Raw genomic sequence first — 16,572 nt, 5'->3', positions numbered from 1 at the left:
TCGCCCTCGTGAGGATTCCGATAGGAAATGTCACCTCTTCCCTGCCCGATGACAAGCGCAATATGGAGAGGTCACTCCAGATCGCGCATTCGCCGCCGCTCCACGTGCTTGGCCAGCCGCAGGAAACGGAAATAGGCGTAATTCGTCGCGGTCGCGATGCCATAGAGACCGCGCACGAAATGGCGCCGGCCGATATAGGCCTTGAGGAAATTGAGCGGGAATTCGGTGAGGATGCGCCAGGTATTGAGCGTCTTGCCGCGCAAGTCGAGGTCTTCCGCCTGCTGCTCGGTATAGGAGTTCAACTTGGCAATCTCATCGCCGAGGGAGCGCACGGAGAAGTGGTGGATCTTGCCCTTGAGTCGCTCGATTCGCGGGCTCACGCTGAAATGCACCCGGTCATGCACGGTCGAATCGACATAGCGCCCGCGGTCGAGGCGATAAAGCCGTACGGGCGAAAGCGTATGGCCCCAGGGATGGGGCTCGCGCTCGCCGGGAAAGATTTCGGCGATCGTGGTCTCATACCCATCGGCGGCAGGACCGCTGCCTTCGAACAGGGCCCGGATCGAAGCAGCCAGGCGAGGCGAGACGACCTCATCCGCGTCGACGTTCAGGATCCAGTTGTGCCGGCACTGATCCTCGGCAAAACGTTTCTGCGGGCCGTAGCCTGGCCAGGAATTGTGGATCACCCGCGCCCCGAGCCCCGTCGCGATCTCCTGGGTGCCATCCGTCGAGCCCGAATCGATCACGACCAGATCATCAGTCAGGCCGCGGACAGCCTCAATCGTCGGGCCGATCCTGTCGGCCTCGTTGAAGGCGATGATGAAGACAGAGAGGGGCAATGGGCTGGACGGCACGGGCGTTGGGTTCGGCCTTGAGGGAGCGATGAGCGGCTTGGCAGTGATCGACATGGCCGTGATCTAATCGAAGCGCTCCCAAATGGCCAGTCTGTCGTCAGCCGCAGCCAGCCGATACCTTCCGCAAGGCAGCCCCTTCGGATTACGCCTTCTGGTCAGGAGCGGCACCCATCGCTTTCCGGTAGTGTGCGGCGCGGCGCCCGGGCCGGCGAGGCGCGGCTGCGCAAGGTCGCGGGTGAAGCCGGCTTCACCCGCTTCCGCCGCGCCACGGAGACGCCGTTCAACTTGATCCTGGAGGCGAGGCCGTAGGAGGTCTCGGCTGTGCTCTTCCGCCTGAGGCGGGGAGGCAAATCGGTGTGCCGGTCTTCAGACCGGCATGCCTGGGATCTTGATGGAACGATGCCGTTCCCGCCACATCGACTAACGGTCGATGTGGCTGAGAAGACCGGCACACCAAATGCGCCTCTCTTTACCCACGAAGCGCCGGCAAGAGCAGGTTGGAAACCTGTGATCCCATGATCCTCAGTCGAGATTGAACTTCGACATTTCACGGTGCTCGCCGTGGATGCGGCGCACAGTGCCGTTGAGCGAGCGGTAGATCACAGTCTCCGTGGTGATCACGGACCCGCGGAACTTCACGCCCTGCAGCAGAGCGCCGTCGGTGACGCCGGTAGCTGCCACGATGACGTCGCCGGAAGCGAGCTCCTCCATCCGGTATTTCTTGGTGGGATCGGTCACGCCCATCTTCAGCGCGCGCTCGCGCTTGGCCTCGGTGTCGAGGATCAGCCGTGCCTGCATCTGGCCGCCGACGCAGCGCAACGCCGCCGCCGCCAGCACGCCTTCCGGGGCGCCGCCGGTGCCGAGATAGATGTCGATGCCGGTGTCGAGCGGGTTGGTGGTGAAAATCACGCCGGCCACGTCACCATCGGTGATGACGCGGATGGAGGCGCCCACCTTGCGGATTGCCTCGATGATCGGCGCATGGCGCGGACGGTCGAGCACGAGAGCCGTCAGCTCACGCGGCTTGACGCCCTTGGCCTTGGCAAGCGAGTTCAGGTTCTCTTCCACGCTCGCGTCGAGATCGACCACCCCCTGCGCGTAGCCCGGGCCGATGGCGATCTTGTCCATGTAGACGTCGGGCGCATTCAGGAGCGAGCCGGCGCTGGCCATGGCCATCACGGCAATGGAACCGGGCATGTCCTTGGCGCAGAGCGTGGTGCCTTCGAGCGGATCGACGGCGATGTCGACCTTCGGTCCCAGGCCGTTGCCGACACGCTCGCCGATGAACAGCATCGGCGCCTCGTCGCGCTCGCCTTCGCCGATGACGATGGTGCCGTCGATCGGCATCTTGTTCAGTTCGCGCCGCATGGCATCGACGGCTGCCTTGTCGGCCGCCTTCTCGTCGCCCCGGCCGCGCAGCAGGGCCGAGGCCACCGCGGCGCGCTCGGTCACACGCACCAGTTCGAGGGAGAGGATGCGCTCGATGACATCCTTTGGCTTGACGTGAATAATCTCCGACATCGCTTCCTCCGATTTTTTCTGTGGTGGATGAGCTCTATTCGCGCTCGATCCTGATCAATTGCGGGGTTTCCACAATGTAGCCGTCGGACACCATCGCATCGAGGGCGCCGCGAATATCCGCTTCGGTCGTCGCATAGGTGATCAGCACGACGGGAACGGCGCCGGCCACCTTGCTGGGATCATCGCCACCGAAGACCCTGCTGCCGCGATGCTTCTGGACAATCGATTCCAGCGAAATGCCACGCTCGGCCATGCGGGTGGCGATGCCGGCGGCTGCGCCGGGCCGGTCGGCCACCGACAGCCGGACATAATAGCCGCCCTTGTGGGCCTGCATGGTGGCCGGAGCCAGGGATTCGAGATCGCCGCTCTTGCGGCCGAAGGGGGCCAGCACACGACCGCGCGCAATGTCGGCGATGTCGCTGACCACCGCCGAAGCCGTGGCTTCGCCGCCGGCGCCCGGGCCGACCAGGGTCAACTCCGGCACCGCATCGGCATCGATGGCAACAGCGTTGGTGACACCGTTGACCTGGGCGATCGGTGTCGACTTCGGCACCATGGTCGGATGCACCCGCTGCTCCACCCCGGACTCGGTGCGCGTGGCGACGCCGAGCAGCTTGATGCGGTAGCCGAGCTCGTCGGCAGCGAAGAGATCCTCGGTGGTGATGCGCTCGATGCCTTCGACATGGATGGCGTCGGCATTGACCTGCGTGCCGAAGGCAAGGCTGGTCAGGATGGCGAGCTTGTGGGCGGTGTCGAAGCCGCCAACATCGAAGGTGGGGTCGGCCTCGGCATAGCCCAGACGCTGCGCTTCCTTCAGGCAGGCGTCGAAGGACAGGCCTTCCGCCTCCATCTTGGTGAGGATGTAGTTGCAGGTGCCGTTCAGGATGCCGTAGACGCGGTCGATGTTGTTGCCGATCAGCGCCTCGCGCAGCGTCTTGATGATCGGCACGCCACCGGCGACCGCCGCCTCGAAATTGAGGGCGACGCCGGCCTTCTCGGCACGGCGGGCGAGATCGACGCCATGGCGGGCGAGCAGCGCCTTGTTGGCGGTGACCACGGGCTTGCCGGCATCGAGCGCCGCCTTCACCGCCTCATGCGCAGCCCCCTCCTCGCCGCCCATCAGTTCGACGAACACATCGACATCGGGATCGCGGGCAAGCTCGACCGGATTGTCGAACCAGCGATAGCGCTCCAGCGGCAGGCCGCGATCGCGGGCGCGGTTGCGGGCCGATACCGCCGTGACGACGATGCCGCGGCCGCAATTGGCAGCCAGCGCATTGGCCCTGCGATCGAGCAGGCGAATGGTCGAGGCGCCGACAGTGCCGAGGCCCGCGATACCGATTTTGAGAGGATCAGCCATAGTCAGTCCGGATATGAAGGTGCGCTCTTGTGCAATGCCGCGACGCCGGGATCAAGTCATCAAGGCGCTGATTTCTCGCGATGAACTTTCCAGCTGGACAGGAAAAGGGCCTTGCGAGCCGCGAATTCACGCTCGGGCGTTGAAATGCTTTCTCGTCCGCATCCCGGAGGGGGCGATCATTCAGCGGGAAGAATTCACGCCTGGCCGCGAAAGCCTCGTCGCTGAGCTTGCAGCAGGCCGCAAGCAGATGAGCATTGGAATAGGCGCTGTTGCGCGCCATGTCGCGATAGTGTCCGATAAGGCCGCTCATCCGCTGACGCCGCTCCCAAGCTTGGCGAAGAAAGCCAGGCTGCGCATGGTTTCCTCCGGCAGGGCGGAGAAATGGTCGCCGCGTACGGGCGCGTACGCGGCGGGTAGGCCAGCCGCCCTGGCGCGGCTCAAGGTAAGCTCGGACATCTCGTTCGAGCGTGTTTCCTCCGTGCCGTGCTGGATCAGCACCGGACATTTGAGGCTGGTGGCGTAGCAGACGGCCGAGCGCATCTCGAATTCGCGCGGATCGGAAGTATCGAAGCGGATATCCTCCGGAAAGCGCTTGAAGAAGGCATAGGCGCTGGGATTGCCGGAGAAGGACGAGGCCCCGCGAAACAGCTTCGTGCTCAGGGAGGCCAGTAAGGTGAGCGTGCCGCCGACGCTGTGGCCGCTGACGAAGACGCGCGAGGGATCGACATCGGGCTGCCCCGCCAGCACCCTGCCGGCAGCGAGCACATCATCAGTCTCGTCATAGAAGCCGGAGAAAGCACCCTTCTGGCCATTCTCCGCCCGGAAGGCGGGCACCATCACGACATAGCCGGCCTTGAGATAGGGCCAGGTCAACTCCCAATGGCCGGTGCCGAGGCCATTGCCGCCATGCAGGAACAGCAGCGCCGGCCGCCTGCCCCCTTTTCCGTCGGGCTTCGAGCGCCAGGCCCTGAGGTCGAGCGAACCGGAGCGATAGGGCAGCACCTGCGTCCCATCGGGCGGCTCGTTCAGCGGATCGCCGTCGTCAGGCGCGGGTCCGGCCTTGAGGATATGCGTGTGAAAGCTCTGGCGATCGATCGCATAGTCCCGTGCGATCAGCGGCGGGACGGAAGGACCAGCCTGCGCCCCCGAAGGCAGGAGCGATGCAGCGGCGCCGGCGAGAAGAGAGCGGCGGTTCAGTATCAATTGGGAAGCCATGCGAATGTCCCGAAAATGCGGTGCCATTCATACCGGCAAAGCTGGCAATTTCTGCATGATCGCAGGCAAAAGAGCCCCCCTTTGCCTGCCGCTTCAAAAACTAACATTAGTCCGGCGTCGGCTCCTTCCGCCCGCGAAAGCCAGTGGCCAGCACATAGATCTCGCTCGATCCTGCACGGCTGGCGGCCGGTTTGATGTGCTTGACCACGGCGAAATCGCGCTTCAGCAGCGTGAGGATGTCGCCCTCGGTACCGCCCTGGAACACCTTGGCCAGGAAAGCCCCACCGGGCGAGAGCACCTCGACGGCGAAATAGGCGGCCGCTTCGACCAAGGCGACGATGCGCAGATGGTCGGTGGCGCGGTGGCCGACGGTGTTGGCCGCCATGTCGGAGAGCACGAGATCGGCCGGGCCACCCAGCATTTCCCTCAGGCGCTCGGGCGCGGCATCGTCCATGAAGTCCATCTGCACGAAATCGACGCCCGGGAGCGGGTCGATCGGCAGGAGGTCGATGGCCACCACCTTGCCCCGTCCATTGATGGAATCGGTGATCTCCGCCGCGAGCTGCGACCAGCCGCCAGGAGCGGCGCCAAGGTCGAGCACACGCTGGCCGGGCTTGAGGAGCCTGGCCTTCTCGTCGATCTCGATCAGCTTGTAGATGGCACGCGACCGACGGCCCTCGCGCTTGGCGCGGGCGACATAGGGATCGTTGAGCTGGCGCTCGAGCCAAAGCTGTGAGGAATGCGTGCGCCCGCGCGCCGTCTTCAGGCGCACGCCCAACTCGCGCGCGCCGCTGCCCCGCCCCGAACTGTTCTTGCCGCTCCCCGGGCCGCCCTTCCCGCCGCCCTTGCCTGCACCGCCACTCACGGGTGATGACCTGAGCCGTTATGCCGCCAGACGTGATCCTCCTGCATCATCTGCACCAGCAGGCCTTCACGAAGGCCGCGATCGGCCACGCGCAGGCGCTCGCACGGAAAGGCGCGACGGATGGCTTCGAAGATCGCGCATCCCGCCATCACCAGATCGGCCCTTTCAGGCCCGATACAGGCATTGGCGACACGCTGCTCATAGGTCATGTCCAGGAGGCTTTCGAGCACAGTGTCGACCTCACCGCGCGACATCCAGAGCCCGTCGACACGGCGGCGATCATAACGCGGCAATTCGAGATGGATGCCCGCCATGGTGGTCACCGTGCCGGAGGTCCCGAGAAGATGCAGCCTCCCCACCCTGGAACCAATGGCCTGGCGATGCTCGAAGGGCGCCAGCATGGTCGAGACGTCGTCCACCATCTTCTCGAAGCTTTCGCGCGTCACGCGCACGCCGCCATGGCGTTCCGACAGGGTCACCACGCCGACGGGCAGCGAGGTCCAGCCGCGCACCTTGGGCTGGCGCAGGCGGTCATTGCCATCGATGTCGAGCCAGACCACTTCGGAGGAACCGCCGCCGATATCGAAGAGCACGACGCCGTCGAGATAGCGGTCGATCAGGGGAATGCAGCCGGCTGCCGCCAGGCGCGCCTCCGTCTCACGATCGACGATTTCGAGGTCGAGTCCCGTCTCCCGCAACACGCGCTCGACAAAGGCGAAGCCGTTGTCGGCAGCGCGGCAGGCCTCGGTCGCGATCAGGCGCGCCCGGTCCACGCGGCGATCGCGCATCTTCTGTGCACAGACGGCAAGCGCATCGACGGCGCGACTCATGGCGTTGACGTGCAGGCTGCCGCTGGCGCCCAGCCCTTCACCCAGCCGCACGATGCGCGAGAAGGCGTCGATGACACGAAAGCCATCGCCGGCAGGACGAGCAACCAGAAGCCGGCAATTGTTCGTGCCAAGATCAAGCGCTGCATAAGTATGGTGGCGGCGCAATTGTTCACCGTGCCGCAACTGCGGCACGGGTCCGTTTCCACCACTAGTCGACCAAGGCGCCTGAGCCTCCAAACTGCGATCCACCAAAATCTAACCTTGACACTGCCCGGTCGCAGTTTTTCACGCGCCACAGGCATTTCGCCACTTCGTTCATGAGTGTAACAAGTTCCGCGCGCGTGGCGATAGGGAATTCTAAGCATGGCCGTGTTATTCAGATGATCGATGATACAGCGAAGTTGCGCGTTGCTGCCTTGATCGTCGCGGCGGGCCGCGGGTCTCGTGTCGGAGGGTCCCTGCCCAAGCAATATCGCCAGCTCGGCGGGCAGAGCGTGCTGGCCCGAACGCTAGCCTTGTTCGAGCGTCATCCCGATATCGACAGCATCACCACCGTGATCGGACCAGGCGACGAGACCCTCTTCCAGGCCAGCGCCGAGGGAATCAGCAAGCTTGCCGGTTTCGTCACCGGCGGCAACACCCGGCAGGCCTCCTGCCTGGCCGGCCTGAAGGCGCTGCGGGCCGAAAAGCCCGATATCGTGCTGCTGCATGACGCCGCTCGCCCCTTCGCAACGCCGGACCTGATCACCCGCGCGATCGAGGCGGCTCGGCGTCATGACGCCGCCGTGCCGGGGCTGGCCGTCACCGACACGATCAAGCAGATCGATGCCGAAGGCTTCGTGACGGCGACACCAGACCGCGCCCGCCTGCGCTCGGTGCAGACGCCGCAGGCCTTTGCTTTCGACCTGATCCTGGTCTCTCATCTCTCCGCGGCGGCGGCCGGGATCGGCACGCTTACCGATGATGGCGCTGTCGCCGAATGGGCCGGCCATCCTCTTTTCATCTTCGAAGGCGAAACCACCAACATGAAACTGACGACCGAAAGCGATTTCCAGCACGCCGAGCAGTTCGTCTCGGAGCTTGCGGCCCTCGGCGATGTCCGCACCGGCACCGGCTTCGACGTACACGCCTTCACGGATGGGGACCATGTCTGGCTCAACGGTCTGAAGATCCCGCATGAGCGGGCATTGAAGGGCCATTCCGATGCGGATGTCGGCCTGCATGCGTTGACGGATGCCATTCTCGGGGCGATCGGCGACGGCGATATCGGCTCTCATTTCCCGCCCTCCGATCCGCAATGGAAGGGTGCAGCCTCCGACCGCTTCCTTGCCCACGCGGTAGCGCTGGTGAAGGCGCGCGGCGGCGCCATCGCCCATCTCGATGTCACATTTCTGTGCGAGGCTCCGAAGATCGGCCCTCATCGCGAGGCCATGCGGGCTCGCATTGCCGAAATCGCCGGCATTCCCGTCGATCGCGTCGGCGTAAAGGCGACGACGACGGAGCAACTGGGCTTCACCGGGCGGCGCGAAGGCATTGCCGCCATGGCTTCGGCCACAGTACGCCTGCCCTGGCATTGACGTCGCGCCTCTCTCTCGCCAGCCTGCGGCGACCAAAGGGCCGGCGCGAGCGGAGCGAATGATGAACGACGAGATCTTTTTCGATCAGGCCAGGGACGTGCTGGCCGCCTGCCGGACCAAGGGCCTGCTCGTCGCAACGGCCGAATCCTGCACGGGCGGACTGGTCGCCGGCGCCCTCACCGCGATCCCCGGCTCATCCGATGTGGTCGACCGTGGCTTCGTGACCTATTCCAATGAGGCAAAGGCGCAGATGCTGGGCGTCTCCCCTGCCCTCATCGCCCGCGATGGCGCGGTAAGCGAAAGCGTTGCCTTCGCCATGGCGGAAGGCGCGGTGAACCATTCACGGGCTGATGTCGCCGTGTCCACCACGGGAGTCGCCGGCCCGGGCGGCGGAACCGCAACGAAGCCCGTCGGCCTCGTGCATTTCGCGGCCTGGAGCAGGCAGGGCCCGCGCCTCCATGTGGAACGGCGCTTCGGCGACCTCTCGCGCTCGGAGATCCGCAAACGCTCAGTGGAGCAGGCGCTGGAACTGCTGATGAAGCTGGTGGAAGAAGTGAAGGCCGTGGCTTAGCTCTGAACGAAGATCCGAGACCGATGTTCAACGAGCCGATTGCAACAGCCAGTGTCGTCCACATCATTCAGATCGCGCTGACGCCGGTATTTCTGCTGTCGGGCATCGCGGCTCTTCTCGGAGTTTGACAGCCTCGCTCTCCAGCAGCGATAGAAAGAAAAACAATATTTTTATTGATTGCAGAGGACCATCGCTATGGAAGAACGGACAAGCATCGGCATGAGCGCAAGCCGGCTCGGACGGATAGACGCCGCGATGCAAGCTTATGTCGACCGCGGCGTTTTTACCGGCATCAATACGCTGGTGGCCCGACGCGGCAAGGTCGTGCAGACCGGGCATTACGGATGGCGCGACCGCGAGGCAAAAGCCCCGATGACGGCCGACACGGTCTTCCGCCTCTATTCTATGACGAAGCCCATCGTCTGCACGGTGCTCATGACCTTGTTCGAAGAGGGCCGGTTCACCCTCGTCGATCCGGTGGCGAAATTCATTCCCGCCTTCGCCTCCGTCAAGGTGCGAACCGACGACGGAAGCCTCGTCGATTCCCGCTGGCCGATGACGGTCGGCGATGTGTTGGCTCACACCAGCGGCCTCGTCTATCACTTCCTTGGCGACTCGCCTGTCTCGCAGATGTACGACAAGGCGGCGATCTTGCGAGCAGACGTTTCGCTGGCGGATGCGGTGAACGACCTCGCGCAATTCCCCCTCGCCTTTCATCCCGGCACGCGCTGGAAGTACAGCCTCGGCAATGACGTCGTCGGGCGCCTGATCGAGGTTATTGCTGGAAAGCCGCTCGGCGAAGTGCTGAGGGAGCGCCTGTTTGAGCCCCTGGACATGCCAGATACCGGCTACGGCGTCGTGGAAGGCAAGCGCGACAGGCTCGCGGCCATGTATGGGCGCCCTGATATTCTCCTGCCCGGTGTCACCGCGCCCGATTGTTTTTCTGCGTGGGCGCAAGGCGCCAACGAGAAGGTTGATGTCTCGGCGTCCTACCCGGTCGACAAGGCGGAGGTGTTCCAGCGCGGTGGCCATGGCCTGTTTGGCACGATCAGCGATTATTTCCGCTTCGCCCAGATGCTATGCAATGGCGGGACGCTCGACGGACATCGCATCATCGGCCGCAAGACACTGGAGCTCATGCATACGAATCGCATTCCCGAAGCGTTGCTGCCGCTCGAGATCGGTGGTCTCCCGCTCATGGGTTATGGCTTCGGACTTGGCTCGCGGGTGGCGCTTGATATTGCCGCCACCAATGCGCCGGGCTCGGTCGGCGAATTCGGCTGGTCCGGGGCGGCCAAGACACATTACTGGGTAGACCCGAAGGAAGAGATTGTAGCCCTCTTCATGACCCAGTCGATGCTGAGCTTCGATCCGCTGGAAATGGAAATGCGGGCGCTCGTCTATCAGGCGCTGGAGTAGGGTGCCGGAGAGCCCCTACTGACGCAACCGACTTCTCCGCCCACAGTCTTGCTCAAGCCGCGCCGATCACCTTGCGCCCGTAGACCACGTCGGCGCGCTTCTCGAAGGCCTCGGCAAAGCGACGGAAGGCGGCTTCGAACATCGCGCCCATCAGCATGCCGAGGGTCCGGGAACGGAAGGAATAGTCGATGAAGAACTCGACGATGCAGCCCCCTGCCCCATCATCCTTGAAGGCCCAGCGGTTCTCGAGATGGCTGAACGGGCCATCGAGATATTCGACCAGGATCTGCAGCTTTTCCCTGTCCATGCTCACGCGGCTTGCAAAGGTTTCGCGGATCAGCTTGTAGGCCACCGTCATGTCGGCGATCATCACCAGCCCGCCATCGGCCTGGGGCTGGCGGCTGCGCACCCGCAAGGCCGAACAGAGCGGCACAAAGAGCGGGTATTTCTCGACATCGGCTACGAGATCGAACATGTCGGCCGGCGAATGCTTGACGCGGCGTGTGGTGCGGAACGAAGGCATCTTTGGAACTCCGATGCCCTCATATAGGCATCGGAGCATCGAGGAAACAGCGTATTTGTGCGCCCTGCGGCAAGATCTTCCAGCCAGGCGAGCAACCCGCTTGAAGCGCGGCGTAGCCTCATCTAGTGTTGACTTAGTCAACACTCAGGCGACGCGCCCATGTCCACCATCGATGAAGTGCGGGATTTCAATCGCTTCTACACGCAGAAGATCCGGCTGCTGGATCGCCATCTGCCGGCCGGCCCTCTCCCGCTGCCGGAGGCGCGCATCGTCTATGAGCTGGCCAAGGGTGGTGAGCAGACCGCGGCCGATATCGGACGGCGGCTCGACATGGACAAGGCCCATCTGAGCCGGATCGTCGCCCGCCTGCGCGCCGCCCATCTTGTCGTCACCCGCACCGATCCCGACCATGCGCGCCGGAGCCTGCTTTCGCTCTCGCCGCAGGGGCATGCCGTCTTCGCGAGGATGGAGGCCGGCACGATCGCCCAACTCGACGGGCTGCTGGCCGAGGTCGACGAACAGGAACGAGGCAGGCTGGTCGAGGCCATGCGGCAGATCAAGCACCTGCTCGACGGCGACGTCAGGCGCGGCAAGCCTGTCCTGCGCAAGCCACGGCCGGGCGACATCGGCTGGATCGTCCATCGCCAGGCCGAGCTCTACCATCAGGAATATGATTGGGACTGGACCTATGAAGGGCTGGCCGCCAGCATCCTCGGCAAGTTTGTGGTCGAGTTCGACGCCAGCCGCGAGGATGCCTGGGTCGCCGAACTCGAGGGCCGTGTCGCCGGCTCGATCTTCCTGATGAAGAGTGAGAATCCCGCGACGGGGAAACTCCGCCTGCTTTATGTCGAACCCTTTGCACGCGGCCACGGCCTCGGCCGCACGCTGGTCCGCGCCTGCATCGAACGCGCGAAGGAGTTGGGTTATGCCTCACTCACACTCTGGACGAACGATATCCTCACGGCGGCGCGCCGGATCTACCAAGCGGAGGGCTTCCGGCTGGAACATGAGGAGGCACACCATTCCTTCGGCAAGGATCTGGTCGGCCAGACCTGGACGCTGGGTCTGACGGACTAACGCACCGCCTCAAGCTTCTTTCGGCGGCCATTGCTGCGCATGATGCAGGATCGTCAGGATGCGCACCTCCTGCCGCTCGATCGCATAAACAATGATATACGGCGTCTGGTTCACCACGAGTTCGAATGTCTCCGGGACCCTGCCCCTGCGCCCCTGTCTCGGCAAAGCTTGCAGGCTATTTGCACGATCACGCAGGCGCTTCACCATGCGCTTGGCTGCCCCCAAATCATCCGGTGAAATTCGGTCGAAGATTGCACGTCGAATAGCAATGGCCTCGCGGCTCCAGATGAGGCGCATCAAGCCTCATCCATCATGCGCGCGAAATCGGCCTCTGCTTCTTCATGGCTGACCACCTCGCCGCGCTCGATCGCATCGAGACCCTCCTGCACCTTGGCGCGGAACCAGGCATCATAGTCGGCGGCCTCGCGCTGCTTGCGCAGGCGTTCGGCCTGATCCGGACGCTTGATCTCGTTCGCATGGGCGTCGTGCTCGGCAGCATCGACCTCAAAGCGGTCCATATGCAGTTCCCCGCGAATGAAGCTCACGGCCGTATCAACGTGCCGCCATAACCGCATCCGGCGTGACTTCTGAGCAGCAATTACTCGTTCGGCATCGCCATAGCGGATGACAACGGCCCAGCCGCCCGGCTGTCCAAGAATGGTGGCACCGCGCAGGGCCCGCGCCTCCACCAAGGGCTTGATGGCCTTGCTGTCGATCAGTTCGGGAGTCTTGGACAAGGCCGTCATTACCGCCTCATATATTGAGTGTTCGCGCGGCAATTATTCAGTATTTGCTGAGTCCTGTCTAGATCACGAGTCCCCAAGAATCCGGCTCAACACCCCAGCTTCGCCGCCCGGTTCGCTTTCAGCTTGGCGAAATCATCGCCGGCATGGTGCGAGGAACGCGTCAGCGGCGAGGATGACACCATCAGGAAGCCCTTGGTGTAGGCCACCGTCTCGTAGCTCTTGAACTCGTCGGGCGTGACATAGGCCACCACCGGATGGTGTTTGCGCGAGGGCGCGAGATATTGGCCGATGGTGATGAAGTCGACATGGGCCGAGCGCAGATCGTCCATGAGCTGCAGCACCTCGTTCCGCTTCTCGCCGAGGCCGACCATGATGCCTGATTTGGTGAAGATCGACGGGTCGAGCTCCTTCACGCGCTGCAGCAGGCGCATCGAATGGAAATAACGGGCGCCGGGGCGCACCGTGAGGTAGTTCGAGGCTACCGTTTCCATATTGTGGTTGAACACGTCGGGCTTGGCCGCGACCACGATCTCCAGCGCGCCTTCCTTGCGCAGGAAGTCGGGCGTCAGCACCTCGATGGTGGTGCCGGGCGAGAGGCGGCGGATGGCCCGGATCACCTGGGCGAAGTGTTCGGCGCCGCCATCTGCCAGATCGTCGCGGTCGACAGAGGTGATCACCACATGGCTGAGGCCGAGCTTGGCCACCGCGATGCCGGTATGCTCAGGCTCGTTGGGGTCGAGCGGCCCAGGCATGCCGGTCTTCACATTGCAGAAGGCGCAGGCCCGCGTGCAGGTGTCGCCCATGATCATGAAGGTGGCGTGCTTCTTGTCCCAGCACTCGCCGATATTGGGGCAGCCCGCCTCCTCGCAGACAGTGACGAGCTTGTTCTCCTTGACGATGGCCTGCGTATCCCGCCAGCCGGGCGAGCCCGGCGCCTTGACGCGGATCCAGTCCGGCTTGCGCAGCATCGGCTGGTCCGGCCGGTGCGCCTTTTCAGGATGCCGCGGGCGGCTGTCATTGTTCAGGAGGTCAAGCACGACGGCCATGGCATGCCTTTCAGGTCGCTCACCCGCCCAGAGGGCCCGGGCGGGCGAAAACAGATTACATATGGATAACGCGACCGTAGGCGTCCAGTACGCTCTCATGCATCATCTCCGACAGGGTCGGATGCGGGAACACCGCATGCATGAGATCTTCCTCGGTCGTCTCCAGATTCATGGCGATGACGAAGCCCTGGATGAGTTCGGTGACCTCGGCGCCCACCATATGCGCGCCGAGCAGCTTGCCTGTCTTGGCGTCGAACACTGTCTTGACCAGGCCTTCCGGCTCGCCGAGCGCGATGGCCTTGCCGTTACCGATGAAGGGGAAGCGGCCGACCTTGACGGTATAGCCGGCATCCTTGGCCTTCTTCTCGGTCAGACCGACACTGGCGACCTGCGGCGTGCAATAGGTGCAGCCGGGGATCTTGTCCTTCTCGAAGGCATGCGGATGCTTGCCGGCGATGGCCTCGACGCAGACCACGCCCTCATGCTCGGCCTTGTGGGCCAGCATCGGCGGTCCCGCGACGTCGCCGATGGCGAAGATGCCGGGCACATTGGTCTTGCCGAAGCCGTCGATGACGACACAGCCGCGATCGGTCTTCACGCCAAGCTTCTCGAGGCCGAGATTCTCGATATTGCCGACCACGCCGACGGCCGAGATCATGCGATCGGCCTCGATCACTTGGCTCTTGCCGTCGCCGGTTTCGACCATGGCCTTGACCGAGTTGGCCGATTTCTCGACCTTGGTCACCTTGGCGCCCGAAAGGATCTTGATGCCGGCTTTCTCGAAACGCTTGCGGGCGTGGGCGGCGATCTCCTCGTCCTCCACCGGCAGGATCTGTGGCAGCACCTCGACCACCGTTACCTCCGCGCCGAGCGTGCGATAGAAGGAGGCGAACTCGATGCCGATGGCGCCAGAGCCGACCACGATTAGCGATTTCGGCATCTCCTGCGGAACCATGGCGTCGAAATAGGTCCAGATCAGCTTCTTGTCGGGCTCAAGGCCAGGCAACACACGCGGGCGGGCGCCGGTGGCCACGATGATGTTCTTGGCCTGGTAGGTACCGGGGCCGAGCGCTCCCTTGGGAGCGGGAATGGCGGGACCTTGCACCGATTTGGTGGAAGCCTTCACCGCGATCTCGCCAGGCTTGGTGATCTCGGCCTCGCCCCAGATCACGTCGACCTTGTTCTTCTTGAGCAGGAAGCCGACGCCGGTCGCGAGCTGGGTGGAAACGCCGCGCGAACGCTTCACCACAGCGCCGACATCGGGCGTGATCGTGCCGTTCAGCGTCAGGCCGTAGTCCTTGGCGTGCAGGGAATTGTGCAGCACTTCGGCCGAGCGCAGCAGCGCCTTGGTGGGAATGCAGCCCCAATTGAGGCAGATGCCGCCCAGATGCTCGCGCTCGACCACGGCCGTCTTCAGGCCGAGCTGTGCCGAGCGGATGGCGGTGACGTAACCGCCGGGGCCGGAGCCGATGATGATGACGTCGTAGGAACTCATGAAACGTCTCCTGAAGGGAGCTGCATGGGGCATGCCCCTCCGCTTGGCGGGAGGGGCACAAATTGAGGGGAAAGCGATTGACCCGTAGATAAGATCGCTGTGCCCCTCACACCAGCATGCTCATCGGCTTCTCGATGTAGCCCCTGATCGCCTGCATCAATTCTGCGCCGAGCGCGCCATCGACCGCACGGTGGTCGGTGGAGAGCGTCAGCGACATCACCGTGGCGACCTTGATCTCGCCGCCATGCACCACCGGCTGCTTGATGCCGGCGCCGACGGCCAGGATCGAGGCGTGCGGCGGGTTCACGATGGCCGAGAACGACTTCACGCCGAACATGCCGAGATTGGATACCGAACCGGTGCCGCCCTGGTATTCCTCCGGCTTCAGCTTGCGGGTCTTGGCGCGGGCGGCAAGGTCCTTCATCTCGCCGGAGATGGCCGAGAGCGTCTTGCTTTCCGCGCTGCGGATGATCGGGGTGATCAGTCCGCCGGGGATCGAGACAGCCACGCCGACGTCGGCATGCTTATGCTTGAGCATGGCGCCATCGGTCCAGGAGACGTTGGCCTCCGGCACGGCCTTGAGGGCCAGCGCGTAAGCCTTGATCACCATGTCGTTGACCGAGATCTTGAAGGATGGCTTGCCGTCCTTGGTCAGCGGCGCGCCGTGGTTGATCTGCTCGCGCAGGGCCAGCAGCGCATCGATCTCCACTTCCACCGTCAGGTAGAAATGCGGGATGGTCGACTTGGCCTCCGTCAGGCGGCGCGCGATGGTCTTGCGCATGCCGTCATGCGGGATCTCCTCATAGGAGCCAGCGGCGAAGAGCTTCTTGGTCGCCTCGTCCGAGGCGCCGGCGGGAGCCGGGGCCGGTGCGGCGGGTTTCGGCGCTTCGGCAGCCTGCGGCGCGGCGGCGGGAGCCGCTGCCTTGGCGCCGCCGCCGGCGATGGCGGCCTGTACGTCTCTCTCCACAACGCGGCCATGCGGACCGGAGCCTGCGATGGCGGCGAGATCAAGACCAGCATCCTTGGCGATGCGCTTGGCCAGCGGCGAGGCGAAGATCCGCGAGCCAGCCTGAGCTGCCGCTGGCGCCGCTGCCGGAGCCGGCGTGGCAGCAGGAGCGGATGCAGCGGCAGGAGCAGCAGCGGCCGGAGTGGGAGCAGCCGCAGCAGGAGCGGCAGCCTTTGGCGCAGGCGCGCCGCCGGCGGAAGCTACCGCCTTGGCATCCTCACCCTCGCCGGCAATGATGGCGATGAGGTCGTTCACCGGCACGTCGGCGGTGCCCTCAGGCACGACGATCTTGGCCAGCACGCCCTCGTCGATGGCTTCGACTTCCATCGTCGCCTTGTCGGTCTCGATCTCGGCCAGGACGTCACCGGATTTGATGGTGTCGCCTTCCTTCTTGAGCCATTTGGCGAGATTGCCCTTCTCCATGGTGGGAGACAGGGCCGGCATCAGAACATTCACAGGCATCGGGG

17 protein-coding genes and 1 pseudogene are annotated in these 16,572 nt (G+C 64.2%); 5 read left to right on the top strand and 13 right to left on the bottom strand.

Features of this window, described 5'->3' with window-relative positions; translation table 11 throughout:
* Positions 1 to 71: 71 nt before the first annotated feature.
* A complete protein-coding gene (locus tag QQL24_RS09160; RefSeq protein WP_284311672.1) occupies positions 72 to 908 on the bottom strand; it encodes a glycosyltransferase family 2 protein in 837 nt (278 codons plus the stop codon).
* 141 nt (positions 909 to 1,049) lie between these two features.
* Here QQL24_RS09160 and QQL24_RS09155 point away from each other — a divergent pair.
* A pseudogene (locus QQL24_RS09155) lies at positions 1,050 to 1,163 on the top strand (SAM-dependent methyltransferase); the annotation flags it as partial.
* A gap of 213 nt (positions 1,164 to 1,376) precedes the next feature.
* Here QQL24_RS09155 and glpX read toward each other — a convergent pair.
* From glpX to QQL24_RS09125, 6 genes are all read right to left on the bottom strand, one after another.
* On the bottom strand, positions 1,377 to 2,375 hold the full coding sequence (glpX, locus tag QQL24_RS09150; RefSeq protein ID WP_284311671.1) for a class II fructose-bisphosphatase: 999 nt from the start codon (positions 2,373 to 2,375) through the stop codon (positions 1,377 to 1,379).
* A 34-nt stretch (positions 2,376 to 2,409) separates the two neighbouring features.
* Positions 2,410 to 3,735, bottom strand: a complete 1,326-nt coding sequence (locus QQL24_RS09145; RefSeq protein ID WP_284311670.1) for a homoserine dehydrogenase — start codon at positions 3,733 to 3,735, stop codon at positions 2,410 to 2,412.
* The gene (locus QQL24_RS09140) at positions 3,728 to 4,045 is read right to left on the bottom strand and encodes a hypothetical protein (RefSeq protein ID WP_284311669.1); all 318 of its coding nucleotides are present in this window, start codon (positions 4,043 to 4,045) and stop codon (positions 3,728 to 3,730) included. Before QQL24_RS09140 ends, QQL24_RS09145 begins: the two co-directional genes overlap by 8 nt.
* The gene (locus QQL24_RS09135) at positions 4,042 to 4,950 is read right to left on the bottom strand and encodes an alpha/beta hydrolase family protein (RefSeq protein ID WP_284311668.1); all 909 of its coding nucleotides are present in this window, start codon (positions 4,948 to 4,950) and stop codon (positions 4,042 to 4,044) included. Before QQL24_RS09135 ends, QQL24_RS09140 begins: the two co-directional genes overlap by 4 nt.
* A 106-nt stretch (positions 4,951 to 5,056) precedes the next feature.
* The gene (locus tag QQL24_RS09130) at positions 5,057 to 5,728 is read right to left on the bottom strand and encodes an RlmE family RNA methyltransferase (protein ID WP_284311885.1); all 672 of its coding nucleotides are present in this window, start codon (positions 5,726 to 5,728) and stop codon (positions 5,057 to 5,059) included.
* 83 nt (positions 5,729 to 5,811) lie between these two features.
* Positions 5,812 to 6,837, bottom strand: a complete 1,026-nt coding sequence (locus tag QQL24_RS09125) for a Ppx/GppA phosphatase family protein (protein ID WP_284311667.1) — start codon at positions 6,835 to 6,837, stop codon at positions 5,812 to 5,814.
* Between the two features lie 188 nt (positions 6,838 to 7,025).
* Between QQL24_RS09125 and QQL24_RS09120 the strand changes: the two genes are divergently transcribed.
* From QQL24_RS09120 to QQL24_RS09110, 3 genes are all read left to right on the top strand, one after another.
* Positions 7,026 to 8,222 (top strand): bifunctional 2-C-methyl-D-erythritol 4-phosphate cytidylyltransferase/2-C-methyl-D-erythritol 2,4-cyclodiphosphate synthase, encoded by a 1,197-nt coding sequence (locus QQL24_RS09120; protein WP_284311666.1) that lies wholly within the window; start codon positions 7,026 to 7,028, stop codon positions 8,220 to 8,222.
* Between the two features lie 58 nt (positions 8,223 to 8,280).
* On the top strand, positions 8,281 to 8,793 hold the full coding sequence (locus tag QQL24_RS09115; RefSeq protein ID WP_284311665.1) for a CinA family protein: 513 nt from the start codon (positions 8,281 to 8,283) through the stop codon (positions 8,791 to 8,793).
* 195 nt (positions 8,794 to 8,988) lie between these two features.
* Complete coding sequence (locus QQL24_RS09110; protein WP_284311664.1) at positions 8,989 to 10,212, top strand: serine hydrolase domain-containing protein; 1,224 nt, start codon at positions 8,989 to 8,991, stop codon at positions 10,210 to 10,212.
* A gap of 52 nt (positions 10,213 to 10,264) precedes the next feature.
* Here QQL24_RS09110 and QQL24_RS09105 read toward each other — a convergent pair whose 3' ends face one another.
* Positions 10,265 to 10,735, bottom strand: a complete 471-nt coding sequence (locus tag QQL24_RS09105) for a type II toxin-antitoxin system RatA family toxin (protein WP_284311663.1) — start codon at positions 10,733 to 10,735, stop codon at positions 10,265 to 10,267.
* A 159-nt stretch (positions 10,736 to 10,894) separates the two neighbouring features.
* Here QQL24_RS09105 and QQL24_RS09100 point away from each other — a divergent pair, with 159 nt between their 5' ends.
* Entirely contained in the window at positions 10,895 to 11,812 is a 918-nt protein-coding gene (locus QQL24_RS09100) for a bifunctional helix-turn-helix transcriptional regulator/GNAT family N-acetyltransferase (protein ID WP_284311662.1), read from the top strand.
* A 9-nt stretch (positions 11,813 to 11,821) separates the two neighbouring features.
* Here the strand turns inward: QQL24_RS09100 and QQL24_RS09095 are convergent, their stop codons facing one another.
* From QQL24_RS09095 to QQL24_RS09075, 5 genes are all read right to left on the bottom strand, one after another.
* The gene (locus QQL24_RS09095) at positions 11,822 to 12,109 is read right to left on the bottom strand and encodes a type II toxin-antitoxin system RelE/ParE family toxin (protein WP_284311661.1); all 288 of its coding nucleotides are present in this window, start codon (positions 12,107 to 12,109) and stop codon (positions 11,822 to 11,824) included.
* On the bottom strand, positions 12,109 to 12,558 hold the full coding sequence (locus QQL24_RS09090; RefSeq protein WP_284311660.1) for a hypothetical protein: 450 nt from the start codon (positions 12,556 to 12,558) through the stop codon (positions 12,109 to 12,111). The genes QQL24_RS09095 and QQL24_RS09090 overlap by 1 nt, the downstream gene beginning before the upstream one ends.
* Before the next feature lie 86 nt (positions 12,559 to 12,644).
* Positions 12,645 to 13,604 (bottom strand): lipoyl synthase, encoded by a 960-nt coding sequence (gene lipA, locus QQL24_RS09085; protein ID WP_284311659.1) that lies wholly within the window; start codon positions 13,602 to 13,604, stop codon positions 12,645 to 12,647.
* 55 nt (positions 13,605 to 13,659) lie between these two features.
* A complete protein-coding gene (gene lpdA, locus QQL24_RS09080; protein ID WP_431310660.1) occupies positions 13,660 to 15,132 on the bottom strand; it encodes a dihydrolipoyl dehydrogenase in 1,473 nt (490 codons plus the stop codon).
* A 73-nt stretch (positions 15,133 to 15,205) separates the two neighbouring features.
* Complete coding sequence (locus tag QQL24_RS09075) at positions 15,206 to 16,567, bottom strand: pyruvate dehydrogenase complex dihydrolipoamide acetyltransferase (RefSeq protein ID WP_284311657.1); 1,362 nt, start codon at positions 16,565 to 16,567, stop codon at positions 15,206 to 15,208.
* Between the last annotated feature and the right edge of the window lie 5 nt (positions 16,568 to 16,572).

The organism is Labrys miyagiensis (assembly GCF_030160835.1).
Classification (GTDB): domain Bacteria; phylum Pseudomonadota; class Alphaproteobacteria; order Rhizobiales; family Labraceae; genus Labrys; species Labrys miyagiensis.
The sequence above is the reverse complement of the archived record's forward strand: the minus strand, read 5'-3'. Positions and strand labels throughout refer to the sequence as shown.

Coding starts and splice junctions, on each gene's coding strand:
- QQL24_RS09160 (WP_284311672.1), bottom strand. CDS start 908: ATGTCGATCACTGCCAAGCCGCTCATCGCTCCCTCAAGGCCGAACCCA.
- glpX (WP_284311671.1), bottom strand. CDS start 2,375: ATGTCGGAGATTATTCACGTCAAGCCAAAGGATGTCATCGAGCGCATC.
- QQL24_RS09145 (WP_284311670.1), bottom strand. CDS start 3,735: ATGGCTGATCCTCTCAAAATCGGTATCGCGGGCCTCGGCACTGTCGGC.
- QQL24_RS09140 (WP_284311669.1), bottom strand. CDS start 4,045: ATGAGCGGCCTTATCGGACACTATCGCGACATGGCGCGCAACAGCGCC.
- QQL24_RS09135 (WP_284311668.1), bottom strand. CDS start 4,950: ATGGCTTCCCAATTGATACTGAACCGCCGCTCTCTTCTCGCCGGCGCC.
- QQL24_RS09120 (WP_284311666.1), top strand. CDS start 7,026: ATGATCGATGATACAGCGAAGTTGCGCGTTGCTGCCTTGATCGTCGCG.
- QQL24_RS09115 (WP_284311665.1), top strand. CDS start 8,281: ATGATGAACGACGAGATCTTTTTCGATCAGGCCAGGGACGTGCTGGCC.
- QQL24_RS09110 (WP_284311664.1), top strand. CDS start 8,989: ATGGAAGAACGGACAAGCATCGGCATGAGCGCAAGCCGGCTCGGACGG.
- QQL24_RS09105 (WP_284311663.1), bottom strand. CDS start 10,735: ATGCCTTCGTTCCGCACCACACGCCGCGTCAAGCATTCGCCGGCCGAC.
- QQL24_RS09100 (WP_284311662.1), top strand. CDS start 10,895: ATGTCCACCATCGATGAAGTGCGGGATTTCAATCGCTTCTACACGCAG.
- QQL24_RS09095 (WP_284311661.1), bottom strand. CDS start 12,109: ATGCGCCTCATCTGGAGCCGCGAGGCCATTGCTATTCGACGTGCAATC.
- QQL24_RS09090 (WP_284311660.1), bottom strand. CDS start 12,558: ATGACGGCCTTGTCCAAGACTCCCGAACTGATCGACAGCAAGGCCATC.
- lipA (WP_284311659.1), bottom strand. CDS start 13,604: ATGGCCGTCGTGCTTGACCTCCTGAACAATGACAGCCGCCCGCGGCAT.
- lpdA (WP_431310660.1), bottom strand. CDS start 15,132: ATGCCCCATGCAGCTCCCTTCAGGAGACGTTTCATGAGTTCCTACGAC.
- QQL24_RS09075 (WP_284311657.1), bottom strand. CDS start 16,567: ATGCCTGTGAATGTTCTGATGCCGGCCCTGTCTCCCACCATGGAGAAG.